This window comes from Pseudochrobactrum lubricantis, assembly GCF_041929865.1.
GTDB classification, from domain to species: domain Bacteria; phylum Pseudomonadota; class Alphaproteobacteria; order Rhizobiales; family Rhizobiaceae; genus Pseudochrobactrum; species Pseudochrobactrum saccharolyticum.
In genome coordinates, this window is sequence record NZ_JBHEEE010000007.1 from 162,131 (window position 1) to 187,134 (window position 25,004).

The window sequence follows — 25,004 nt, forward strand, 5'->3', positions numbered from 1 at the left end:
TGCTAAAATCCTGCTGTGAAATGGAGTGAATTTTCGTGGTGAATTCGTCGTTTTTAAAAGAGGTTGCACAGGCAGCGTCCGAACAAACCCTGCCGCGATTCCGGCAAAAAATCGCAATCGATAATAAATATACTGTCGGTTTTGATCCGGTAACCGAAGCGGATCGCGAGGCTGAAAAAGCCATTCGCAAAGTGATCAATCAGCATTTTCCCGATCACGGAATTCTGGGCGAAGAGTTTGGCGGCGAAAATCTCGACAGCAGCCATATCTGGGTAATTGATCCGATTGACGGCACCCGTGCTTTTATTTCCGGACTGCCGGTTTGGGGTACGTTGGTCGGCCTGATGGTTGATGGCGATGCCCGTATTGGTATGATGTCCCAGCCTTTCACCAATGAGATGTTTTATGCGCTGGGCGATGGTGCGTTCTGGAGCGGGCCGGAATATGCAGGCAATGGCGGGCATGTGCAGATGAAAACCCGCCAGACAACAGATTTGTCGGAAGCAACGGTTTTCACAACATCACCGGCTTTGTTCAAAGATAAGCAGCGCGAGGCGTTTGATCGTCTGGAAGCACAGGTGCGTTTGTCCCGTTATGGTGTGGATTGCTATGCCTATGCAATGCTGGCTTCCGGTTTTGCCGATCTGGTGATTGAGAGCGGTTTGCAGCCCTATGATGTTATGGGCTTAATTCCGGTGATTGAACAGGCAGGCGGTGTTATTACGCAGGCCGACGGCGGACCTGCGGAGAAGGGGGGTTATATTGTTGCTGCTTCTTCAGCAGCTCTGCATGAACAGGCTCTGAAACTACTGAACGCCTGACTATAGCGACCTATGCTTCAATCAGCGCCGGTTCAGTATTTTGTTCCGGCGCGTTTGATCCCGGTATAAATGCATCAAACGCTGCCCAGACCTGCTCCCGATAAAAATCGCTTTCCTGCAATAATTCATGTCGCGCACCGTCAATGGTAATCAGAGAGGCACTGCGTAGTTTTTCAGCAAGACGCATTGCTGCCTTGCCATCGACAACACGGTCGGCACCGGGAACGATAAACAGCGTTGGAATCGCAAAATTCTCGTAAAATTGCTGATTGTTGATACTGTGAATGGCATTGAGTGTTTGCGCCAGCCAGCGGATTGTCGGCCCTGCGATACCCAGTTGCGGATGATCGCGTGTGATTGCGGCATTGCGCAGATAGCGGGCCTGATCGTGTGTAAGCGGGTTGCCGTCAAAACTCTCCGGCGGCAGTTGCAAAGGGACTTTACCAGCATAGCGGCTGCCAAAACCGGATGATGCCAGCAATGTGGCAAGCGGCCTAAGCTGACGGTCTGAAAAGATGCTGCGCGCCAGCCCGAGAAAAGGGGAAACCAGCACCATGCGGCGGATACGCGATTGCAGCATTTCATGAGATTGCAAGGCGATTAATGCGCCGGTTGAATGTGCCAGAATATAATAGGGCGGCGGGCAATCCGGCATGATGATGGTTTTGAGAAAAATCTCGAAATCACTGCGGTAATCGGAAAATTTTCGGACATAGCCACGCGCGGCATCTTTGAGAATGCGGAACGATCCGCCCTGACCACGCCAGTCCATTGTCGCAACACAAAAACCGCGCCGGTTCAGATCACTGATCGTTTCATAATATTTTTCAAAGGCTTCATTGCGCCCGTGGAGCAAAATGACAGTGCCGTTGCGCGGTGTATCTTCCGCATAGGGGCAAAAAGCATAGCGCAGCTCAAACCCGTCGGCAGACTGAAAATAGCCTGCCTGCAATCCTGCGGGGGCCTTGTTATTTTCTGTCTCAAAAAACGGATTTGTCATTGCTGCTACTCTTGTCATTGCGTGCCGGTGAAGCTTCAGTGCTTCTTATATGGTCTGCATATAGCGGGATCATGGCGGGCGGAAGACAAATTGTAAATGCCGGAATTGCCCCCTTGAAATATGTTTTCTGTAATACCAGATCATTGGTGTAGCCGCCTGATAAGGGGCTGCGCAAATGAGAAAGGCTCGCCGATAACGGGAGTTTTTCAGACAGTCTTTTAACGCAACGTCGCTCTGAAGGAGGGCATTTTATGCGTCATTTTGATTTTTCTCCGCTTTACCGTTCAACCGTTGGTTTCGACCGTTTGTTCACAATGCTGGACAGTCTCGGCCAGCCGGAAAGTGCGCAGGCTTATCCGCCTTATAATATCGAGCGCACCGGTGAAAGCTCCTACCGTATTACCATGGCTGTGGCCGGTTTCGATCAGAATGAGATTGAAATTGAAGCGCACCGCAATCAGCTGACCATCAAAGGCACCAAGATTGCCGATGAAGCGGACAGTGAAAAAGAATTTCTCTATCGCGGGATTGCATCGCGTGCGTTTGAACGCCGCTTCCATCTGGCTGACCATGTTGAGGTCGCCGGTGCGAGCCTGAAAAACGGCCTTCTGCATATTGATCTCAAGCGTGAGATTCCGGAAGAACTGAAGCCACGCAAGATTAATGTGACGAGTGTTTCGGGCGATACTTCGCAAAGCATCGATGCCAAAACCGTTGATGCAAAAGCAATCAGTAAAAACTGATCTGCACATATTGTGAGTAATGAAGAAAGGGCAGGAAATTTCCTGCCCTTTTAAAAGCATTTCCAGCAAAAGTGTGTAGCGGTTTTGCGTAGGAAAATGCGATGGAAAAAATGATTATAATGCTTTGATCAGGCTGACGAATTTATCTGTCTCGTCTTGCGTTGTGGCGAAGCTGGTAACAAGACGAATGAAAGTTTCGTCCTCAGCAATAGGATCAGCGCTGTGCGGCGGGTTCCAGTCATGGAATACTGCGCCCTGTGCCAGTAGTTTTTCACTGTCTGACTTTTTCAGAATGGCGAAAATTTCATTGGCTTGCGGCTGCCATGCCAGCTTCACTTTGCCGGAAGTTTTGATGGCATCTGCCATTCTGGTGGTCATGGCATTGGAATGACGGGCAAGATTGAGCCACAGGTCATCTTTGAGATAAGCATCAAACTGTGCAGCAATGAAACGGGTTTTGGAGAATAACTGTGCTGCGCGTTTGCGGATGAACGGCAGGTCTTTCGCCTGTTGCGGGTTCATGAACACCAGAGCTTCCGCACACCAGCAACCGTTTTTGGTGCCGCCGAAAGAGACGATATCAACGCCCTGTTTCCATGTCATTTCTGCCGGTGTAACACCCAGCGTCACCAGAGCATTGGCAAAGCGTGCGCCATCAAGATGCAGCGGCAGATCATGCTCACGGCAGATCGCCGAAATCGTGGCAATTTCATCAAGCGAATATAGCGTGCCGATTTCGGTAGCCTGCGTGATCGTCACAGCCATTGGCTGACCGGCATGGATAAAGGCAGGGTTGAAGCGTTTCAGTTCCTTACGCAGATTTGCCGGATCCATTTTGCCCAGAGCGCCGTCTACCGGATGCAGACGGGCACCGCCTGTGAAATATTCCGGTGCGCCGCATTCATCTTCGATCACATGGGCTTCACGATGGCAAAGCGATACACCGCCCGGACGGTTAACGCTGGCCAGCGCCAGAGAGTTGGCGGCTGTACCTGTGCCGACAAAATAAACCGCAACTTCACGCTCGAATAATTCGTTGAAGCGCTGCTCGACCTTTTTGTCGATTTCGCTGGCACCATAGGAAGCAGCAAAGCCACCAGCATGAGCAGTAATATTGGCATTGATATCAGGATGGGCACCGGCCCAGTTATCGGAAGCGAAGAACATCAAGAGCTCCGTATGCATCAGGACTAAGAACTAAACTGCAAATCGTTTAGAGGGTGCAGTTTAATGTGATGCGTGTTTATAGCTGGTTTTTTCTGACACACGAATGAAACCTGATATCAAGTTTCGGTGTGGTCACATTGACGCAGTTTTTCTGATTTGCGTCTGGTGCTGCCAGCTAAATCCTTGTTTTTTCATATGATGAAATTGATTGCGCAATAAAATTACAAAAAATCGATTTAAAATTGAATATTTCGTGCTTGTAGAGCAGAAAATATTCTGCAATAAAATGATAGGGCAGCAATGCTGACCTATTGAGCAGGGTTCGGTCTAAGGAAAATCCGGCGAATTTTGCTGCAATTCATGCTATGATTTCATCTGTTTTCCGCGATGGCAATCAAAACAGCCGTTGCGATAACCGGTGAGAGCATTCCGTTCATGCGCACGCCATAGCGTGCTTAGCAACAAGGGAGGCCGGTCAATGATTAATCTGATGTATTATGCTGTCTGCTTCCTTTGGTGCGCTGCACGGACAGGCATTTTCACAAACTCATTTAACAATTCTGCTGTTTCAGCTCCGGTCTTTATCCCGTCCGGAGGACGGGTTGGTGCCGCACGCCTGAGCCGGCACATGGCCCTGTACCGGGTCTAAGGAGGTTTCGATGTTGATCAAGTCGCATTCTGTTGGGGCATTTCAGGCTCATACGCATACAGAAAAAGGCGGCAAAACCACAACATCGACTAAAACCACCCAAACTTCCCGAACTATGCCCAAGAAACAAGGGCTCTATGATCCGCGACATGAGCATGATGCCTGTGGTGTCGGCTTTATTGCGCAGATGAAAAATGTGCCGTCGCACCAGATTGTGCTGGACGGCTTGCAGATGCTTGAAAATCTCACGCATCGCGGTGCCGTGGGTGCCGACCCGCTGATGGGCGATGGTGCCGGTATTCTGGTGCAGATTCCGCACCAGTTTTTTGCACAAGAAATGGCAAAAGCCGGTATTCATCTGCCAGATGCCGGACATTATGCTGTCGGCCAGATTTTCATGCCGCAGGATGTGAAGCTGCGTGCGCATCTGGAGCGGGTGATTACGGAAGTGATCGCCGCAGAAGGCCAGACATTGCTCGGTTTCCGCACTGTGCCGGTAGATAATAGTTCACTGTCCAAAGCGCCGGAGATCGCTGCAACCGAGCCGGTGCATCGTCAGGTCTTTATCGGCCGCAACCCGAATATTGCCAGTGATGATGATTTCGAGCGCCGTTTGTTCGTGCTGCGTAAGGTGATTTCCAACCGGATTTTTCAGGAAACTGAAGGCCGTGACAACGGTTTCTATATTGTTTCCATGTCTGCCCGCACCGTTGTTTATAAAGGCATGTTTCTGGCCTATCAGGTCGGTGCCTATTATAAGGATTTGGCTGATCCGCGTTTTGAAAGCGCGATTGCGCTGGTGCATCAGCGCTTTTCAACCAATACTTTCCCATCGTGGAAGCTGGCGCATCCGTATCGTATGGTTGCCCATAATGGCGAGATCAACACGCTGCGCGGCAATGTAAACTGGATGGCTGCGCGTCAGGCTTCGGTTGATAGTGAGCTGTTCGGCAATGACATTTCCAAGCTCTGGCCAATCTCCTATGAAGGCCAGTCGGACACAGCCTGTTTTGATAATGCGCTCGAATTTCTGGTGCAGGGCGGTTATCGCCTGAGCCATGCGATGATGATGCTGATCCCTGAAGCCTGGGGTAATAACAAGCTGATGGCGGATGAGCGTAAGGCATTTTACGAGTATCATGCCGCCTTGATGGAACCTTGGGATGGCCCTGCCGCCGTTGCTTTCACCGACGGTCGCCAGATTGGCGCGACGCTGGATCGTAACGGTTTGCGCCCTGCGCGTTATCTGGTGACGGATGATGACCGGATCATTCTGGCATCCGAAGCGGGTGTGCTGCCGGTGGATGAAAGCCGGATTGTCAAAAAATGGCGTTTGCAGCCCGGGCGTATGCTGCTGATTGATCTGGAAGAGGGGCGCATTGTCAGTGATGACGAGCTGAAATCCCAGATCGCCAGCGCGCATCCATATCGCCAATGGCTGAAAAACACACAGCTGGTGCTGGAAGATCTGGCACCGGTGGAGCCACGCGCACTACGCCGTGATGTCAGCCTGATCGAGCGTCAGCGCAGCTTTGGTTACACACAGGAAGACACCAAACTGCTGATGGCACCGATGGCGACAACGGGGCAGGAAGCGGTTGGATCGATGGGTACGGATACGCCGATTTCCGCGCTCTCGGACAAAGCCAAACTGCTTTATACCTATTTCAAGCAGAATTTTGCGCAGGTCACCAATCCGCCGATTGATCCGATCCGGGAAGAACTGGTGATGAGCCTCGTATCTTTCATCGGGCCGCGGCCAAACCTGTTTGATCTGGTCGGCACTTCACGGCGCAAGCGTATGGAAGTGCGCCAGCCGATCCTGACCAATGCTGATCTGGAAAAAATCCGCTCCATTGGCCATTCGGAAGACCGTTTTGACACTAAGACACTGGATATTACCTATCCGGTGAATGAAGGTGCGGCAGGTATGGATGGCACATTGGCACGTCTGTGCGACCGTGCGGAAGCCGCTGTGCATGGCGGCTATAATATCATCATCCTGTCAGACCGGCAGGTGGGGCCCGACCGTATCGCCATTCCGGCTTTGCTGGCAACGGCTGCCGTACACCATCATCTGATCCGCAAGGGTCTGCGTACATCTGTGGGGCTGGTGGTTGAGAGCGGCGAACCGCGCGAAGTCCATCATTTCTGCTGCCTTGCCGGTTATGGTGCCGAGGCGATCAATCCGTATCTCGCTTTTGATACGCTGACCGATATGCATCAGCGCGGCGATTTTCCGCCGGAGGTGGATAGTAGTGAAATTGTCAGTCGTTACATTAAGTCGATCGGCAAAGGCATGCTGAAGGTGATGTCGAAAATGGGCATTTCCACCTATCAGTCCTATTGTGGTGCGCAGATTTTTGATGCCATCGGCTTAAAACAGGATTTTGTTGACCGGTATTTCTTCGGCACAGCTTCTATGATTGAAGGTGTGGGCTTAACTGAAGTGGCGCAGGAAACTGTGCTGCGGCACAACACGGCCTTCGTGAAAGAAATTGGTGGCACCGGCGCTCTGCCTGCGGGTGGTGAATATGCGTATCGTATTCGCGGTGAGGCGCATATGTGGTCGCCGGATGCGGTGGCCAAGCTGCAACATGCCGTGCGCAATGATAATCCGAAGAGCTTTGCGGAATATTCCGAAATGCTCAATAGCCGTTCTGCGGCAGCCAAAACCATCCGCAGCCTGTTCCACTTAAAGCGCGCGGGTGAACGCGGAAAGAGGCCGGTTGATCTGGCAGAAGTTGAGCCTGCGGCTGAAATCGTCAAGCGCTTTTCAACCGGAGCCATGTCCTTCGGTTCGATCTCGCGTGAGGCACATACAACACTGGCCGTTGCCATGAACCGGATGGGTGCCAAGTCCAATACCGGCGAGGGTGGTGAAGAGCCGGATCGTCTCTACCCGCTGCGTGACGGTTCACCAAACCCGCAGCGCTCGGCGATCAAGCAGGTAGCATCAGGGCGTTTTGGCGTAACCACGGAATATCTGGTCAATGCCGACATGATCCAGATCAAGGTGGCGCAGGGTGCCAAGCCCGGTGAAGGCGGTCAGTTACCGGGGCATAAAGTGGATGCGACGATTGCCAAGACACGTCATTCCACCCCACGTGTCGGCTTGATCTCACCACCGCCGCATCATGATATCTATTCCATTGAAGATCTGGCGCAGCTGATTTTTGACCTGAAAAATGTCAATCCGCAAGCCGATATTTCGGTCAAGCTGGTGTCGGAAGTCGGTGTCGGTACGGTTGCTGCCGGTGTTGCCAAGGCACGCGCCGATCATATCACCGTTTCCGGCTATGACGGCGGAACAGGTGCATCGCCGCTGACCTCGCTGAAACATGCAGGCTCCCCTTGGGAGACCGGTCTGGCGGAAACGCATCAGACATTGGTTCTCAATGGTTTGCGCTCGCGCATTGCATTGCAGGTCGATGGTGGTTTGCGCACAGGGCGCGATGTGATTATCGGTGCTTTGCTGGGGGCGGATGAATTCGGCTTCTCCACCGCACCATTGATTGCTGCCGGTTGTATCATGATGCGCAAATGCCATCTCAATACTTGTCCGGTTGGTGTGGCGACCCAAGATCCTGTGCTGCGCCAGCGCTTCAAAGGCACACCGGAGCATGTGATCAACTTCTTCTTCTATCTGGCGGAAGAAGTGCGCGTGCTGCTGGCCGAGCTTGGCTTTACCAGACTGGAGCAAATTATCGGCCGTTCAGACCTGCTGGAAAAACAGGCAGCGATTAATCACTGGAAAGCACAGGGGCTGGATTTCAGCCGTATTTTCTACCGCCCTTATGCGGCAATCGCTGGCGATGAGGCACAGCTGCGCCATACGCAATTGCAGCAGCATCCGATTGATGATGTGCTGGATCGTGATCTGATTGCAGCTGCCGCACCGGCACTGGAAAATCGTGAGAAGGTTACGATTACCCGCAGCATTAAAAATACGGATCGCTCGGCAGGGGCGATGCTGTCCGGTGCGCTGGTCAGCCGTTACCGTCATAAAGGTCTGCCGGAAGATACGATTCAGGTGCGTTTCAACGGTACTGCAGGGCAGTCTTTCGCGGCATTTCTGGCACATGGCATCAGTTTTGAACTGCATGGCGAAGGCAATGACTATATCGGCAAGGGCTTAAGCGGCGGGCGGATTATTATCCGTCCGAGTGAAGACAGCCGGCTCAAGGCCGATGAGGCGATTATTGCGGGCAATACTGTGCTCTACGGCGCGATTGAAGGTGAGTGCTATATTCGCGGACAGGCTGGCGAGCGTTTTGCTGTGCGTAATTCCGGTGCCGTGGCGGTTGTTGAAGGCGTGGGTGACCACGGCTGTGAATATATGACCGGCGGTGTGGTGGTTGTGATTGGCGAGACAGGGCGCAATTTTGCGGCCGGTATGTCCGGCGGCGTGGCCTATGTGCTGGATGAAGCCGGTGACTTTGCCCAGCGTTGCAATATGGCGATGGTCGAACTGGAGCCGGTGCCAGAAGAGGACGACATTCTCGAAAAGCTGCATCATCACGGCGGTGACCTGATGCATAAAGGCCGCGTGGATGTTTCCGGCAATATGACCCGTCACGATGAGGAGCGTCTGACACAGCTGCTGGCCAATCATCATCATTATACGGGGTCGCAACAGGCACGGATGATCCTTGATAACTGGGAACAGTATCGTCCGAAATTCGTCAAAGTCATGCCGGTCGAATATCGCCGTGCCTTGGAAGAGATGGAACTTCTGCGCAATCCGGTTGCCGCAGAATAATCCGAACTTCAGAAAAGAACAGGTTTTTAAAATGGGTAAAGTTACAGGTTTTCTGGAGATCGACCGGCAGGTTGCGCAATATCAACCGGCATCGGATCGCATCAGGCATTTTCGTGAATTCACTCTGCCGATGAGTGAACCGGAAGTGCAGAAGCAGGCTGCGCGTTGCATGGATTGCGGTGTACCGTTCTGTCATGGCGATAAAAGCGGTGACAGCGGTTGTCCGGTGAATAACCAGATTCCGGACTGGAATGATCTGGTCTATGCGGGGCAGTGGGAAGAGGCGATTGCCAATCTCCATTCCACCAATAATTTTCCGGAATTTACAGGGCGGATTTGCCCTGCGCCGTGCGAGGAATCCTGCACGCTTAATCTGGAAGATATGCCGGTGGCGATCAAAACCGTTGAGCAGGCACTGGCTGACAAAGCTTTCGAACTGGGTCTGATACAACCGCAAATCGCGGCTGTTAAGACCGGAAAACGTGTTGCGATTATCGGCTCGGGTCCTGCAGGTCTGGCCGCTGCACAACAGCTCGCACGGGCTGGTCACGGTGTTGATGTCTATGAACGGGAAAGCCGTGCGGGTGGTTTGCTGCGCTACGGTATTCCTGATTTTAAAATGGAAAAGCAGCTGATTGACCGTCGTATCGCCCAGATGGAAGGCGAGGGCGTGACATTCCATTGCGGTGTGGAAATCGGCAAGGACATTGCGGTCAAGCAATTGCTCAAAGACTATGATGCTGTGCTCTATTGCGGCGGTGCGGAAACGCCGCGCGATCCGACTTTGCCGGGATCTGATTTAAACGGTGTTTATGATGCCATGCCTTATCTGGTGCAGCAAAACCGTCGCGTTGCAGGGGAAGATGAACAGTCGCGCGCTTGGGCATTGGAAGACAGTATTTCGGCAGCAGGTAAACGGGTTGTGGTTGTCGGCGGTGGCGATACGGCCTCTGACTGTGTGGGCACGGCCTTCCGGCAGGGCGCAGTACAGGTAACGCAGCTGGATATTCGTCCTGAACCACCGGCACGGGAAGATAAGCTCGGCGTGTGGCCTTATTGGGCGACAAAGATCCGTATTTCGTCCAGTCAGGCGGAAGGCGCTATGCGTGAATTTCAGGTGGCGACACTAGGCTTTGGCGGCGAAGACGGTCAACTGACCCATGTGCTTTGCAGCGCAGTGGATGAACGGCGTAAACCAATTGCCGGTTCGGAGTTCATTCTGCAGGCGGATCTGGCATTCATTGCCCTTGGTTTCAGCGGCCCTGCCAAGCAAGGCGTGTTGCCGGAACTCGGTGACAGGCTGAAGCTGAAAAAAGATGCCCGTGGCGGTGAGAGCGTGATGGCCAATGAGACGGATTATCACACATCTATACCAAAACTCTTTGCAGCGGGTGATGTGCGTCGCGGCCAGTCATTAGTTGTCTGGGCAATCCGTGAAGGCAGACAGGCGGCGCGGGCTATTGACTTGCAGCTAATGGGCGCCAGTCTGTTGCCTGCGTGAATGAAGAAAAGCCTCGCTAAAGCATTTCCAGCAAAAGTGTGAAGCGGTTTTGCGTAGGATAATGCGTAAACTAAAAGATAGAGCGGCTCCAGCTATTTAATCTTAACCGGAGCCGCTCTTGAGGCTTTTTTTTAAGGGCGTGGCCAGCTGAAATCATCCGCACGGCCATGCGGAGTTGCTTTCATCGCAGGCTTGTTTGCTGCAGTAGCGGTTTTGCTGATTACTGTTGTATCACCCAGCAATGTATCATCACCGGACTGATCCAGATCATTGAGTTTCATTGGCCCGATACGGGTGATTTCTTTCTGCACCGGTAAAGCCATAGGTTCATTGCTTTTACTGTCAGATGAAACAGGAGCATCCGGTGATGAGAGTTTCAGCAATTGACGCAATGGTTTTTCCGCATAGAAAGCCAGTTTTCGCTTGCCGGCTGCGGTCATATTAATTCCGTCATTACCGCGCAGGCGTACCGTCTGACCGTTCACATCAACACCGGTCTGAGTAAAGCTGCCTTTATCATCGACAAAACCGTCCCAGACATCGGAGAAAACAACCTGAGGTGTTGTATCTTCCGTTGTGACGGCTTGTTCTGCCGCAGTCTTATAAATCTTGTTCAGCGACAACATGGTCTGAGACAGTGAAGAAGATTGATAGGGCGGCTGGCCGATCCAGACAACAGGCACGCCGGATTTCGCTGTGACTTGCAGAAATTCATCAACCCGCGACTGATACAGTTTCTTCCACTCATCCGTATCGGCTGCAACACTGACGCTTTTCTGCGTGAGCGGCTGGCGGTCATTCGCCCCGATCATCATAACGACGACGGCAGGTTTCTGCTCAGTCAAAATGGCCGGAAGTTCTTTGCTCCAGTTATAATAATCCTGACGAACAAAGCCTGATGAGCCATTGGTCCGGTTGATAACCTGCAAATCCGCAGTTTGGGAAAATGTCTCTGTCAGCCCTTCTGCAAGACCACCGGCGATAAAATCACCAATAACCATAATTTTCCGCGCATCGGGATTCTTTGCGACGGCTTCCGGTTGCGGCGGTGTAATAATGGCCGGCTTAGGCTTGGTGACAACGGGTTTTTTCTTCACTGGTGCCGAGCGCCGTTGCGGCTGCTGAACCGGAGGGCGGGTGACTTCCTGCTGTCTGGGCTGTGCGGGATTGCCGAATAATATATCCAGCAATGTACGGCGTTTTTGTTGCTGCGGATATTGCTGGGCAATGAGAGCAGGGGCACTGTCCGGCTCTGCCATTTGTGTCTGTGCAGTGGCGGGAGTTGCCAGCAATGCGGTCAGGCCGAAAGCCACAGTTAAGGATTGCAGGCTGAGCAAGCCCGCTCTGATCTTGTTCTGTGTGACTGTTTGATCTGTCATAACGGGTTTCAACCCTTAAGCCTTCTGCTGCATTTGCCGTTTAGAACGCATATATGCGGCAGTATAAAGGGTCAGGCCGGATTAACCGGCCTGACAATAAGTCGTATTTAGCGGCGACGCAGAACGCTGAGCACTTCTTTGCTCGGATGGCCGTCAGGTGACAGCCCGTTGCGCTGCTGGAAGGCCTCAATTGCCTTACGTGAACTTGAGCCGATTTTGCCGTCAATATTGCCGTCATAATAGCCGAGTGCACGCAGATGCGTTTGCAGTTCTTCACGTTCTTTCATGGAGATTGGTGTGAAAGGACGGTTCCAGTCCTGTACCAAACCCTGATAACCGGCAACGCGGTCAGCCAGAAGACCCACGCCGAGAGCATATTTATCCGCATTATTATAGCGCTTGATAACGAAGAAGTTCTTGGTCATCAGGAAGGCAGGGCCACTGCGGCCATCCATGACTTTCAGCGTGGCTTTTTCAGCATCACTCGGGAACGGACGGCCATTGGCGCGCACCAGTCCCAGACGGCGCCATTCAGCAATGCTCAGGCTGCCGGACGGGAACTTACCCGAAGCAGGCAGAACCACTTCGTAACCCCATGTGCGGCCTGGCTCCCAGCCGTTTTTACGCAGAAGATTGGCAGCGGTTGCCAGCGCATCCGGCACGGAATTCCAGATATCGCGTTTGCCATTACCGTCAAAGTCAACCGCATAGGCCTGATAGCTGGTCGGGATAAACTGGGTATGCCCCATTGCACCGGCCCATGAACCGCTCAGATGTCCGCGGTCAATATCACCGGTCTGGAGAATCTTCATCGCTGAAATCAGCTGCGTACGGGCATATTTGGCACGGCGCTGGTCGGCATAGGCCAGTGTAGCCAGTGAGCGGATTGCATCGCGCATGACATCGGGACGCTGCATCATCTCGCCATAGCCGGTTTCCATCGACCAGATAGCCAGAAGCACATTTTTGTCTACGCCATATTGTTTTTCAATCGCATTGAGGGCTTTGCCCCATTTGCGCGCCATGGCCTGACCGGTACCGATAGAATGCTCGTTGACACGGTTGTCGATATATTCCCAGACAGGGGACGTAAATTCAGGCTGATAACGCGCTTTTTGCAGCACTTCAGGATCAATGGCATTCACACCGGCAAAAGCACGGTCAAAAGTGGCCGGAGCAATCCCGTTCTGAAGGGCTACAGGGCGAAAACTGGAAACCCATTTGCGAAATTGTGCATCGGCAGATGCATAGCCGGTTGTCAGAATAAGCGACAAGGCAGCCGCAGAGGCTGTTGTTGCTGCGGTCTTCCAGAAGCGGCTTTTGAAAATATGGGTTCGAAGCATGCTTTTCTCCCTGAATATAAACTTTAGCATTTCGCATTCTAACAAGGCACACAGGCATTGTTGCGGGTACGAAAATGCAATCAATCAAGAGCGTCGTTCAGTTTGCCGGTGCTCACTACGCTCGGGTAATGGTTTTAGCCGCATTATCCGGATGCAAAATCGCTTCACAATTTTGCGGGAAATGGTCTAGGTTCATTGTTTATGCCACACGGAAGTTAGCATTTAGTTTACCATGCAGTGCCGGAATTAAGAACCGGCAAAAAACTGTTAAGACAGTGCAGATAATAATCAGACAATGAATGATCTGCATATGCGTAATTTCGGCTTGTCTGAATTACTGCATCATTGATGAACCGGACGTGAAGAAACTCCTGTTCGGGCATGAGAGACGCTCAACTGCGTTAATAATCGCACATGAAATGTGACCGTAACTTTTAGAAAATGCAGGCTTTTTTCATAGTTTGGCTGTAATGGCTTTTATAGATCAGGTTTAGCAAGAGACTAGAGTACAGGTTGATAATAGAAAAATTATAACCGGCGGCTTAGGTTTGTTTGATGTAGGTTGAAACCGGACAAAACGGGAAGTGACATGAGTTCAGTTAAAAAAATCCGCAAAGCAGTTTTTCCTGTCGCCGGACTGGGGACACGTTTCTTACCAGCCACAAAATCAATCCCGAAAGAAATGCTGACCGTTGTTGATAAGCCGGTCATTCAATATGTGGTTGATGAAGCGCGCGAAGCGGGTATTGAGCATCTGATTTTTGTGACCGGCCGTAATAAAGCGGTGATCGAAGATTATTTTGATGCTCAGGTTGAACTTTACACAACGCTGCAGGAACGCGGTAAGCTCAATGAGCTGAACCATATGCAGAGCTTGCAGCCGCAGCCTGGTACGACCAGTTTCACGCGTCAGCAGGTGCCGCTTGGCCTTGGCCATGCAGTATGGTGTGCCCGCGAAATCGTTGGTGACGAGCCTTTTGCACTGTTGCTGCCGGATATGGTGATGCAGTCGAAAAAAGGCTGCCTCAAGGAAATGGTTGAGCTTTACGAACAGACCGGCGGCAATGTGATTGCTGTGCAGGAGTGCGATCCGGAAGAAGCGCACAAATATGGTATTGTCGGCAAAGGCAATGCAATCGGCAATGGTTTTGAAATCAATCAGATGGTTGAAAAGCCAGCCAAAGGCACCGCGCCGTCAAATCTCTATATTAACGGCCGTTATATTCTGCAGCCGGAAATCTTCGACCTGCTGAGCAAGCAGGAAAAGGGTGCCGGTAACGAAATTCAGCTGACTGATGCGATGCTGAAACTGGCGAAAGATCAGGATTTCTACGGCTTTAATTATCAGGGTCGTACCTTTGACTGCGGCTCCAAAGAGGGCTTCATTCAGGCCAATGTGGCCTTTGCCCTGTGGCGCCATGATATCCGCCCGCTGGTCGAAGTCAGCATTGATGAACTGCTGAAAACTATTAAACTCTCTTAAGTTTAAATAAAAAAGCCGGTCACTGACCGGCTTTTTTGTTGCGGATTAATATGTCAGCGGCGCAGTTTTACGCCGAGATAGACGCTGTTACTGCTATATTTACGGCTGGCCACATCGCTGTTGATGAATTCATGGCGCAATTTGCCATCCACACCGAAGAAGCGGTTGAACCAATAAGTCGCCCCGATTTCCGCGCCCATACCATAATCGGTACCACTGCCGTCACGATTATCCCGGATAGAAGCATCAAAGCGGGCATTCACGCTGAGATCGGCGCGGATCATGCGGGTGACATCAATATTGGCGAGATACAAAATGGATGAATTGCCGCCAATATCCGGGCTGCTGTCGAGATAGGTGCGCAGACCAAAGCGAACATCGGTGCCGCGCTGCGGTGACCAGTTCATCGCTGCATCCACCGACAGGCCGCCGGTATCTTGCAGACGGTCATCTGCACTGCGTGCGCCTATATAACCGACAGAAAACTCACCATTCAGTTTTTCACCGGTATTGATCTGCAAACCGGTACGAAGCCCGAGCTGGGTTGCATTGCGATCCAGACCATTATCATTCTGGTAAAGCCGGCGACCCACTTCAACTTCCGCAAACGGGCGGATGGCGGCGCTCAGCTCAAAACCGCCGCGCAATGTCATACTGACATAGGTATTGTTGCGGTCGCTCTGATCCAGCTGGTCGCCATTATATAATTTGGCTTTGCCGTAACGGGTATTGTTCACCCGTGCTATCGCACTGGCAAAAATCTTGCCGATATCGCGCTCAATACCGGCCTGCGCATTCAGGCTCTGTACCAGAGGGCGGGTGCGTGCGGCGCTGATACCATTCGGATCGGATGAATCTTCACGATTAACAGAATAACCAAGCCCGAAATTCAGACGGGTTTCATCACTCATATCCAGCCGTAATGCAGCATCAATCTGCCCGCGCGGATTGGAAACATACTGGCCGGAGAGATTTCTCTCGAAGATGCCGGATGCATCCAGTGTGGCCAGATGGCTTGCCCAGTCTGAACGGGCATTCAGCCGCAATGCGGTTTCGGACAAGACACCGCTGGTTCCGGTTGCGCTGTTATCGGCATTATTGGTGGCGCGGATACCCTGATCCAGCGACGGACGTAAGATGAAACTTCCGGCGCGAATGCCCTGCGGTTCAAACGGATCCGCTTCAAAAGGCGCACGCGGGCGGCCTTCAAGGGCGCCTTCCGGCATATTTTCCCGTCCTTCGCGAACGGCTCTGCCTGCATCTGCTGGGCCGGTGCGTAAACCGCTGATATCTTCGCTCAAAGGAACAGCGCTGTCGGCAACAGGGCGTGCAGCCGGAACTGCAGGATTGATTACAGGCTGTGCAACGATACGGCCATTGGCATCATAAGTTATATTTTCAGTGCCTTCGCTCTGCGCAATAACATCGGCAATTGCGTCATTTTGAGCACCGGAGGGCACAGTTTGTGCCTGGGATATGGCCACGGATGAAAACAGCACAACGCCCGTCAGCAGAGCTGCCTGACGCAGCCCGTACAGGGAAAGCGGGGCGTAATGAGCCGGTTTGGCTGTTTTTTCCATTGTCCTGCCAAGAGTTGTGCACGCAACTGAGAATGCCTGCACGGAGCAGGCTTGTTACAGGACGGTAAAGGATCATGGTTAATACAAAGTTTCTTTTGCTGTAATGGGCTGGCTTTATTCAGCTTTTCAGCTTGTGCTTTATTAATCGCAGGGAAATATGTGCTGTATTTCTGTAAGCAGGGAGGCTGGACAGGGAATATGTAAAGTTTTACCTCATAATTCGTTTTGCAGAATGCAGCTCCGGTTTCTATATAGAAGAAGCACTATTGACCGGATGAATGAAGTGAGAGAAGTCCATTGAGCAGCCACAGCCCAGCTATCCGCTCCGCCCTGAATACAATCGCAGTTGAAAAAGCCGGTATGAGCGCTCTTGAAGATGCGCTGCAAAACGGGCTTGCAGAGCCGTTTGAACAGGCAGTTCAGGCGATCTCCGCTATGAAGGGACGGGTTGTTGTGACCGGTATCGGCAAAAGCGGTCATATCGGCTCCAAGCTGGCGGCAACTTTTGCGTCCACCGGAACGCCTGCGTTTTTTGTTCATGCGGCGGAAGCCAATCATGGCGATCTCGGCATGATTAACAGCAATGACGTTATTCTTGCCCTGTCCTGGTCGGGTGAGACTGCGGAGCTGAAAGGTATTGTCAGCTATTCCCGCCGTTTTAAAGTGCCGCTGATTGCACTGACCTCCGGTGAACATTCCACTCTCGGCCGTGAATCTGATGTGCTGTTGTTATTGCCGAAAGCAGTTGAAGCCTGCCCGCATGGTGTTGCACCAACCACCTCGACTTTGATGCAGCTGGCAGTCGGTGATGCACTGGCACTTGCTCTGCTGGAAAGACGCGGCTTTACCGCCAGCGATTTCCGCGTGTTTCATCCGGGTGGCTCACTGGGCGCCAGCCTTTCTCATGTGAAAGATATTATGCATCGCGGCGAGGAATTGCCGTTGGTCAAAATCGGCACACCAATGCCGGAAGCGATGCGCATTCACTCGCATAAGCATTTCGGCTGTGTGATTGTTGAGAATGAAGACGGCACACTGGCCGGTATCATCACGGACGGTGATCTGACACGCAATGTCGACCGGCCAATGGCGACGCTGAAAGTCGATGATATTATGACCCGTACACCGAAGACTGTCAGCCCTGACCAGCTGCTTGGTTCAACACTGGCACTTTTGAATGAAGCGCGTATCGGCGCAGTGATTGTGGCTGAGAATAACCGTCCTGTCGGGCTGGTGCATTTCCACGATCTGCTGCGTGCCGGTGTGGCTTAAACGCTCTCTGCAGGATAATAAAAAGGCGGCTGATAAGCCGCCTTTTTTGTTATTTCACTTCTTCAACTTGCAATAATCCGTCGTGATATTCCCGCACGATAATTGTTGTACCAGCGGGGAGATCAGGACCGGTCACACGCCAGAGTGTATCATCAAACCGTGCACGGCCATGGCCGTTGATAATCGGCTCTTCCAGTGTGGTGCGCATGCCGATCAGCTGATCGGCTCTGCGGTTGAGCAGCGGTTCATCGCTGTTCTGCACCCGCGGATTAAAATATTTGCGCCCGATCAGTACAAAGATCACCGACAAGACCATGAAGAGCAGCAGTTGCACTTGCCAGCTGTCGATGAAGCCGAGGCCGGTAAACGCAATCAGGCTGGTAACCAGAGCAGCAAAACCGATCCAGATCAGGAAGACACCCGGTGTCACCAGTTCCAGAAACAGCAGAACAAGGCCAAGGACGACCCAGTTCCATATCCCCAATGCTGCGAGCATATCCGGCATCAGCGTGATCCTGTCGGCGGTACACGATTGCCGATAATGTGGTTCGGAACCGAGACATAATCAGCAGAGCCGCTGCGGGTTGTACCTTCACTGCGGGCAGCCGGTTTGGCAGGTGCTTTACGAGCGGCCTGTGCGCCTTGGGTGGTAGTAGTATTCGCACCGGAATCCGAATTATTGCCGAAGACTTCTTTGGCAATCGCACCAATACCGCCCAATGTGCCGATCAGCGACGAGGCTTCCAGCGGCATCATAATGACCTTGTGATTTTTGGCAGAGGCCATTTCAGACAAGGCATCGGTATATTTTTGTGCAACGAAGTAATTCAGTGCCTGCACATCACCCTGCGCAATAGCTTCTGACACCATGGTTGTCGCTTTGGCTTCCGCTTCTGCCAGACGCTCGCGGGCTTCAGCTTCACGATAGGCGGCTTCGCGCTTACCTTCCGCTTCCAGAATTTGTGACTGTTTCAGACCTTCAGCACGCAGGATCTGCGCATTACGGTCACCTTCAGCTTCCAGAACCTGTGCACGCTTGTCACGTTCGGCTTTCATCTGACGCGCCATGGAATCAATCAGATCCTTCGGCGGGTTGATATCTTTGATCTCGACGCGGGTGATCTTGATGCCCCACGGATGCGCCGCCTGATCCAGCACGCGCAGCAGACGATCATTGATGGTGTCGCGGTTGGAGAGCAGTTCATCCAGATCCATCGAACCCATGACGGTACGGATATTGGTCATGGTCAGGTTGAGGATTGCATATTGCAGATCGGAAACCTGATAGGCAGCCTGTGCCGCATTCAGCACCTGAAAGAAGGCGACAGCATCAACCGATGTGGTCGCATTATCACGGGTAATGACTTCCTGTGTCGGTACGTCCAGTACCTGTTCCATCATATTGAGACGCGCGCCGATACGATCAAAAAACGGGACGATCATATTCAGCCCCGGCGACAAAGTGCGGGTGTAACGGCCGAAACGCTCGACAGTAAAATTGGAACCCTGAGGCACAATTTTAATACCGGCATAAAGCGTGAAAATAACCACTGCAGCTAAAATCAGCAGGGCAATATTGGCACCGAATTCCATTCTGTTTCCTTTTTAAAATGCCGGAAATGATGATGGTCTTGTTTTATAAAAGTCTCAGACCCAGCCCTGCAATTCACGACGTACGAGGTCTTCAATCACGCGCATGCCGAGTTCTGTGTCATTGAGGCACGGAATATGGCTGAAATTCTCGCCGCCATTCTCATGGAAGGATTCTGCCGCTTCATTGCCGATTTCATCAACAGTTTCAAGGCAGTCAGCCACGAAACCCGGATTGAATACGGCAACGGATTTGATGCCCTGTTTCGGCATTTCCTCGATGGTTTTATCCGTATAAGGCTGGAGCCATTCCTCAGGGCCAAAGCGCGACTGGAACGTGCTGATCAGCTTGGTTTCATCCCAGCCAAGGCGCTCGCGCAGTAGGCGCGTGGTTTCAAGGCATTGCTGCGGATAAGGATCGCCGCGGCGTGCATAGCTCTGCGGAATGCCGTGATAGGAGGCAACCACGACCTGCGGATCAAAATCCAGCTTGGCAATATGGTCTTCAATCGAGCGTGCCAGCGCATCAATATAGACCGGCTCATGCTGGTATGACGGCACTGTACGCACGGCAGGCATGAAACGCAGCTTGTTCAGTGCGTCATTGAGTTTTTCAATCACACTGCCGGTGGTGGAAGAAGAATATTGCGGGTAGAGCGGGAAGGCGACAATACGGGTGCAACCCTGTTCGCGCAGGCGTGTCAGCACATCTTCAATCGAGGGCTGGCCATAACGCATTGCCCAGTCCACAACCACATTGCCGAGATCGGAGAGGCGGGCGCTGAGCTGATCGCTCTGGGAACGTGTGAAGGTACGCAAAGGTGATTCATTGCGCTCGCGGTTCCAGATGCGGTCATAGGCGGCACCGGACTTTTTCGGGCGTGTATTGAGCACAATACCGAACAGGATCGGATACCAGATCGCCTTCGGCCATTCGATAACACGCGAATCCATTAAAAACTCGCGCAGATAGCGGCGCATGGATGTGTAATCAGTACCATCAGGTGTTCCCAGATTGATCAGCATTACGCCTGTTTTTTCAAGAACAGGTTTTGCTGAAACCGGCTGGGAAGTCGCGGATTGGCTCATCACATTATCATGCATGTCTGTGTCTCTATCCTGAGGGGGCGGTGCTTTCACTCGAACAAATACAATCTGTATCTGCGTGCGCGGAAGCTGCCGAACAAAATTTGCCTATCATAACAGTATTATGTCCGGCATGACCAGAACATAACCATAACATGATGAGAAAACTCAAATTTAAAGTGGTTTTTTATTGGGAAGGTGCTCCGGTTTTCAAAACAGCGCCAACCGGCAGTTTCCGTGGCTTGTAAGTCGGGTTCTGACGGAACAGGCGTTTCCATTCTGTGCCATTGCCATAGAGCTTCTCTGCAATCGACCAGTAACTGTCGCCTTGTTTGATTTCATAAGCCTCAGAGACCGGCATTTTTGCTGCGGGCTGTGCAGCATCTGAATAGGGCGAATGTTCCTGCAAATATTCAGCAACAACCTGATCGAGTGAAGGACCGTAATCATAGGCTTTTTCAGCTTTTTGGGCGATCATGTCATAGCCGTCACCGCCTGTGCGCAGATAATCGGTTGCGGCAATGCCATAAAGCTTATTATCATCAAGCGGCTGCCAGTTGCTTTCCGCATCCTGCATTTCGACAGCGGTAATGCGCTGTCCGGCAGGTTTAGCCATATCCAGTGTGAATTTTATGCCTGCAACCTGCGGATAGCGGCCGCTGCCTTTTTCAATCTGACTGACGCCGTTTTCCAGTGCTGACCGCAGATCGCTGCCTTTCATCTGAAATGTTGCAACCGTATTCTGAAACGGCAGCACCACCAGTACATCGCCCATAGTGATGTCACCGGCCTTGATCGAAGCGCGCAATGCACCGCCATTTATCAGCGCGGCAGTGATACCCTGATCGCGGACACGATCGAGCATGGCAGTGGTAACCAGATCGCCCATAGGACATTGCTGCGTGCGGCAACTGACAGCAGAACCATCAATCAGCTTGGTTGTCTCGGCGACGCGGCGGTTTTTCAGCTCTTCAATCGGCTTGGCCATTTCCGCAATGCGGCTGGCCAGTTCTGCGTCCGGCTTGATGGAAGCATCCAGCCGGAGCGGTACACCGGAGGCTGATGTGAGATTGCCCGCATCGTCAAAATTCAGCACCAGCCTGCCCAGATATTGCGTATAGGCATAGGCCGTGACGACCGGCACCATCTTGCCGGACGGATTTTTGACGAGAGTAGGATAGGGGCCGGAAGCGCGCAAAGCATTATCGCCGAGCAATGTATGACTGTGCCCGCCGACAATTGCATCCACATCATCCAGTTCTGCTGCCAATTGCTGATCCGCATCATAACCCAGATGGGTGAGGGCGATGATCTTGTTCACGCCCTTTGCCTTCAGATCTGTGATCATGCGCTGCAATGTTTCCTTGGCATCAAGAAAACGGATGTCCTTGCCCGGACGTGCAATTTCCACTGTGTCCGGTGTGGTCAGGCCGACAATGCCGATCTTTTCATTGCCAATTGTTTTGACAAGATAGCGCGCGAATTTGCCGTGGATCGGTGAACCGGCAGCGGTTTCAATATTGGCAGACAGAACCGGCAGTTTGATTTTTTCCAAAAAGGGTGCCAGCCCTTCCTGCCCAAGATCAAATTCATGATTGCCGAGTGCCATCGCATCATAGCCGATGGCATTCATGAATTCGGCATTGTCCGTGCCTTTATAGGTGGTGAAAAACAATGAACCCTGAAACTGATCTCCGGCATCCAGCACCAGCATATTGCCGCCCTTGGCGCGCTCGGCATCTATGGCCGCTTTCAGCCGCGCCATACCGCCGAAACATTGCTGCTCTGCGCTTTCTTTAGCCGAGCAGGTCGCGTCATATTTATTGACCTCTTCAATGCGGGAATGCGTGTCATTGGTGTGCAGAATGGTCAGCGTGTAATCGGCATAGGCAGGCAGTGACAGGCTTACGAGGCTGGCGCTGCAAAACAGAATCTTGAACAGTCCGGACATGGCTTTCTCCGTAGACATTTGTCGGGGCAAAATAGCATAGTAATATGACGAATGCTGTTTGCATCTCCCAAGTTCTGAGAGAGCTAGAGCGTGTCGCGTTTAATTGAATTCATAGCGTTCGCTCTAGATTCACTTAATTGTCGTATGTTCGCGGACGCTAAATGAGACCATTTAGCTGCGACATACTCTAGGAATAGCAAAACGCCCGCAGCAGAGCCGCGGGCGTTTGTATATTTTCTTGTCTAATTTCAGGCTTTACGTGTCAGCGAGAATTGCGAACCGGTTGATGTGGTGCAATTGAGCTGTGACGGAGTAACCTGTGCGCAATTCACTTTGGATGTAGTGCCGCGTACGATCGAACGCATATCAATTTCCACCAAACGCGGTGACAGGTAACGGTAATTACCTTCTGCCAGCTTTTCATTGGTGTCAGTTGTGCGGGTTTCAAAAACGCCGCCGTTGAAATTCGATGTAATGCCATTGGCATCGACCCAGCCACCATCAATACCGGCATTAGCCGGACGGGTCGGCATGGTGTTGCCGCCACCGCCATTGACTGGTCCGTATGTGGTACAGGCAGCGAGTGTGGCAGCCAGACAAAGGGATGCGGCCGTGCGGAATGTTTTCATAAGCGAGCTCTCCCGGGATTCTGCAAAATTTTATAATAATTTGATGTATGTAAATGCGGGTAAATACAAGAGCTTTATAGGTTCCTTAACCATGAAGAGCCTTGTATCTGTTGCTTTTTTACCTCACATCTTTGTGTGTGAAGCGGTTTTGTTGGTCTCAGACAGCAAAAACATTATATTTTATAATGGCGTAATTTAAAGGGCGGCGGATATCAGAATGCATCGGCTAATTGCGCTCGTATCATGCCGCGCAGAGAATTGCCGACAAGAATCCGGTGCGCTTTTTGCAAGTGCTGAAGCGTGAGAACGGCAGTTCTGGCTTTACCCTGTTGCAGCAGTTCCTGCCGCAAGACGCCATTCAGCAACCCGCATTCCAGCGGCGGGGTCAGCAATATACCATCCCCCATATCCGCAAAGAGCGAAGTGATCGTGCCTTCGCAAATCTCGTCTTTTTCATTGAGCAGCAGAACTTCATCAGCCTGTGCAGGTGTAAATTCCGCCCGCGCGGCTTCATAGGCCGTGCGGCGTGTTGTTTTGTGGCGCAGCAGCTCATCGGCGCTGTTCAGGCGGGTTTCGGCAATTGCCAATGTCCAGATCATTTGCGGCGGCAAAGGCTGAAAGACTGCGGTGATGATATCTGCTGTACCGTCTGACCTCAGGCAAAGACGGACACGTAAGGCATGAGGGCTGTTTGCATGTGCCTGCAATTGTGAACGGATAGCACCTTCATCAAAAACAAAACCGAGTTGCGTCGCAGATTGCTGCAGACGCTGTAAATGCTGTTCAAGACGCAGAAAACCATTGGCAGGCTCAAAGCGCAATGTTTCGATCAGGCCAAAATTCAGGTCTTGCATGTTTCACTCTCGGATGCCGGAGACTGTGTTCTCACCGGTCGCATAGCGGGCTTTCAGCAAACATTCGGCATATTCTGCTTCTGCCGTTGAATCATAGACCACACCGCCGCCGACATTGAGGACTACTTCTCCGTCAGGATAGAGCGACAGGGTGCGAATGGCGACATTGAAGCGCATTTCGCCGGATGGTGCGATCCAGCCGATGGAGCCGCAATAAATATCGCGCGCCTGTTGTTCAAGCTTGTGCAAAATCGTCATGGCGCTGATTTTCGGTGCGCCGGTCACCGAGCCGCACGGAAACAAAGCTGCAAAGATCTGCCGCAAAGTGAGATCGGGCAACAGCTTCGCCCGCACATGGCTGACCATCTGGTGTACCGTCGGATAGCGTTCGACATGGAAGATTTTCGGCACAGAAAGGCTGCCGACTTCGCTGATCAGCGAAATGTCATTGCGCAGTAAATCCACGATCATGCGGTTTTCGGCCTGACTTTTTTCGTCATGGATCAGAAAATCACGCAAGGCATCATCTTCTTGTGGTGTTGCCCCGCGCGGTGTGGTGCCCTTCATCGGATGGGTTTCTATCCAGCCGTCTTTATTGATTTGAAAAAACAGCTCCGGTGAGCGCGACAGAATAAGCGGTGCCTTGTCTTGCGCAGTCAGATTAACATATGCGCTGTAACGCACAGGCTGGCGGTTGCTGAGATCGGCAAACAGCGCCTCAGGCTCACCGTGATAGCGTGCTGAAATCGGAAATGTCAGATTGCCCTGATAGCAATCGCCTTCACGCAAATGACGATGCAGGCGTTGGAAGCGCTGCTGATAGTCTGTTTCCGACCAATGGGCATGAAAATCAGAAAGATGCGCATTGGTGCCAGTGTTCCCATTACCGGCAGGGATATCCGCCGGCGGTTCACTAAAGACACCAAAGCAAATCAGCGGAACACGGCGTTCCTCCGGCAGCAGGGGAGCAAGCTTCGGCTCCAGCAGAAAACCCGCCTCATAGCTGAAATAGCCTGCAAGCCATTTGCCCTGACGGTGCGCTGCTTCAAGCGCGGCAAAGCCTGCCTCAAAATCGGAAGCCTGTTCAATAATAATCAGCTGTTCCGGCCTGTTGAACAGCATGGACTGCTGTTCAACATCGTCACGAAACAGAATGAAAGGCTCAGAAGATGCAGGCATTGCTCGCTCAACCAT

The 25,004-nt window shown here is 52.1% G+C and carries 18 protein-coding genes; 6 read left to right on the forward strand and 12 right to left on the reverse strand.

What is annotated here, in order from left to right:
• Nucleotides 1–29 precede the first annotated feature (29 nt).
• Nucleotides 30–821 carry a histidinol-phosphatase gene (gene hisN, locus JNC80_RS15305; RefSeq protein WP_376710812.1) on the forward strand — a complete coding sequence of 264 codons (792 nt, stop codon included), beginning with the start codon at nt 30–32 and terminating at the stop codon, nt 819–821.
• Between the two features lie 10 nt (nt 822–831).
• Here the strand turns inward: hisN and JNC80_RS15310 are convergent, their stop codons facing one another.
• On the reverse strand, nt 832–1,821 hold the full coding sequence (locus JNC80_RS15310) for an alpha/beta fold hydrolase (protein ID WP_376710786.1): 990 nt from the start codon (nt 1,819–1,821) through the stop codon (nt 832–834).
• A 251-nt stretch (nt 1,822–2,072) separates the two neighbouring features.
• Here JNC80_RS15310 and JNC80_RS15315 point away from each other — a divergent pair, with 251 nt between their 5' ends.
• The gene (locus JNC80_RS15315; protein ID WP_151160058.1) at nt 2,073–2,564 is read left to right on the forward strand and encodes an Hsp20 family protein; all 492 of its coding nucleotides are present in this window, start codon (nt 2,073–2,075) and stop codon (nt 2,562–2,564) included.
• A 114-nt stretch (nt 2,565–2,678) separates the two neighbouring features.
• Here the strand turns inward: JNC80_RS15315 and JNC80_RS15320 are convergent, their stop codons facing one another.
• Nucleotides 2,679–3,731, reverse strand: coding sequence for a threonine aldolase family protein (locus tag JNC80_RS15320; RefSeq protein WP_376710787.1), 1,053 nt, complete (start codon nt 3,729–3,731; stop codon nt 2,679–2,681).
• 665 nt (nt 3,732–4,396) lie between these two features.
• Here JNC80_RS15320 and gltB point away from each other — a divergent pair.
• Nucleotides 4,397–9,142 (forward strand): glutamate synthase large subunit, encoded by a 4,746-nt coding sequence (gene gltB / locus JNC80_RS15325; protein ID WP_510186705.1) that lies wholly within the window; start codon nt 4,397–4,399, stop codon nt 9,140–9,142.
• A gap of 31 nt (nt 9,143–9,173) precedes the next feature.
• Nucleotides 9,174–10,643 carry a glutamate synthase subunit beta gene (locus JNC80_RS15330; protein WP_376710789.1) on the forward strand — a complete coding sequence of 490 codons (1,470 nt, stop codon included), beginning with the start codon at nt 9,174–9,176 and terminating at the stop codon, nt 10,641–10,643.
• A 131-nt stretch (nt 10,644–10,774) separates the two neighbouring features.
• On the opposite strand, the gene JNC80_RS15335 is transcribed toward JNC80_RS15330, so the two are convergent.
• The gene (locus JNC80_RS15335) at nt 10,775–12,022 is read right to left on the reverse strand and encodes an SGNH/GDSL hydrolase family protein (RefSeq protein WP_376710790.1); all 1,248 of its coding nucleotides are present in this window, start codon (nt 12,020–12,022) and stop codon (nt 10,775–10,777) included.
• Nucleotides 12,023–12,129: 107 nt separating this feature from the next.
• Nucleotides 12,130–13,395, reverse strand: a complete 1,266-nt coding sequence (locus JNC80_RS15340) for a lytic murein transglycosylase (protein WP_374828103.1) — start codon at nt 13,393–13,395, stop codon at nt 12,130–12,132.
• A gap of 559 nt (nt 13,396–13,954) precedes the next feature.
• On the opposite strand from JNC80_RS15340, the gene galU reads away from it, so the two are divergent.
• Complete coding sequence (gene galU / locus JNC80_RS15345; RefSeq protein WP_022709701.1) at nt 13,955–14,848, forward strand: UTP--glucose-1-phosphate uridylyltransferase GalU; 894 nt, start codon at nt 13,955–13,957, stop codon at nt 14,846–14,848.
• A 53-nt stretch (nt 14,849–14,901) separates the two neighbouring features.
• On the opposite strand, the gene JNC80_RS15350 is transcribed toward galU, so the two are convergent.
• Nucleotides 14,902–16,428: an outer membrane beta-barrel protein gene (locus tag JNC80_RS15350; RefSeq protein WP_376710791.1), complete on the reverse strand. Its 1,527-nt coding sequence runs from the start codon at nt 16,426–16,428 to the stop codon at nt 14,902–14,904.
• Nucleotides 16,429–16,725: 297 nt separating this feature from the next.
• Here JNC80_RS15350 and JNC80_RS15355 point away from each other — a divergent pair, with 297 nt between their 5' ends.
• Complete coding sequence (locus JNC80_RS15355) at nt 16,726–17,700, forward strand: KpsF/GutQ family sugar-phosphate isomerase (RefSeq protein ID WP_225685095.1); 975 nt, start codon at nt 16,726–16,728, stop codon at nt 17,698–17,700.
• 49 nt (nt 17,701–17,749) lie between these two features.
• Here JNC80_RS15355 and JNC80_RS15360 read toward each other — a convergent pair whose 3' ends face one another.
• The 7 genes from JNC80_RS15360 to JNC80_RS15390 form a co-directional block, all read right to left on the reverse strand.
• Nucleotides 17,750–18,208 (reverse strand): NfeD family protein, encoded by a 459-nt coding sequence (locus tag JNC80_RS15360; RefSeq protein WP_376710813.1) that lies wholly within the window; start codon nt 18,206–18,208, stop codon nt 17,750–17,752.
• Complete coding sequence (locus JNC80_RS15365) at nt 18,205–19,293, reverse strand: SPFH domain-containing protein (RefSeq protein WP_083647170.1); 1,089 nt, start codon at nt 19,291–19,293, stop codon at nt 18,205–18,207. The genes JNC80_RS15360 and JNC80_RS15365 overlap by 4 nt, the downstream gene beginning before the upstream one ends.
• A gap of 54 nt (nt 19,294–19,347) precedes the next feature.
• The gene (gene hemH, locus JNC80_RS15370; protein ID WP_139316437.1) at nt 19,348–20,394 is read right to left on the reverse strand and encodes a ferrochelatase; all 1,047 of its coding nucleotides are present in this window, start codon (nt 20,392–20,394) and stop codon (nt 19,348–19,350) included.
• Nucleotides 20,395–20,563: 169 nt separating this feature from the next.
• Nucleotides 20,564–22,327 (reverse strand): 5'-nucleotidase C-terminal domain-containing protein, encoded by a 1,764-nt coding sequence (locus tag JNC80_RS15375; RefSeq protein WP_376710792.1) that lies wholly within the window; start codon nt 22,325–22,327, stop codon nt 20,564–20,566.
• Between the two features lie 248 nt (nt 22,328–22,575).
• Nucleotides 22,576–22,956, reverse strand: coding sequence for an outer membrane lipoprotein Omp10 (omp10, locus tag JNC80_RS15380; RefSeq protein WP_075656969.1), 381 nt, complete (start codon nt 22,954–22,956; stop codon nt 22,576–22,578).
• 212 nt (nt 22,957–23,168) lie between these two features.
• The gene (locus JNC80_RS15385) at nt 23,169–23,810 is read right to left on the reverse strand and encodes an aminotransferase class IV family protein (RefSeq protein ID WP_225685091.1); all 642 of its coding nucleotides are present in this window, start codon (nt 23,808–23,810) and stop codon (nt 23,169–23,171) included.
• Nucleotides 23,811–23,813: 3 nt separating this feature from the next.
• The gene (locus JNC80_RS15390) at nt 23,814–25,004 is read right to left on the reverse strand and encodes an aminodeoxychorismate synthase component I (protein WP_376710793.1); all 1,191 of its coding nucleotides are present in this window, start codon (nt 25,002–25,004) and stop codon (nt 23,814–23,816) included.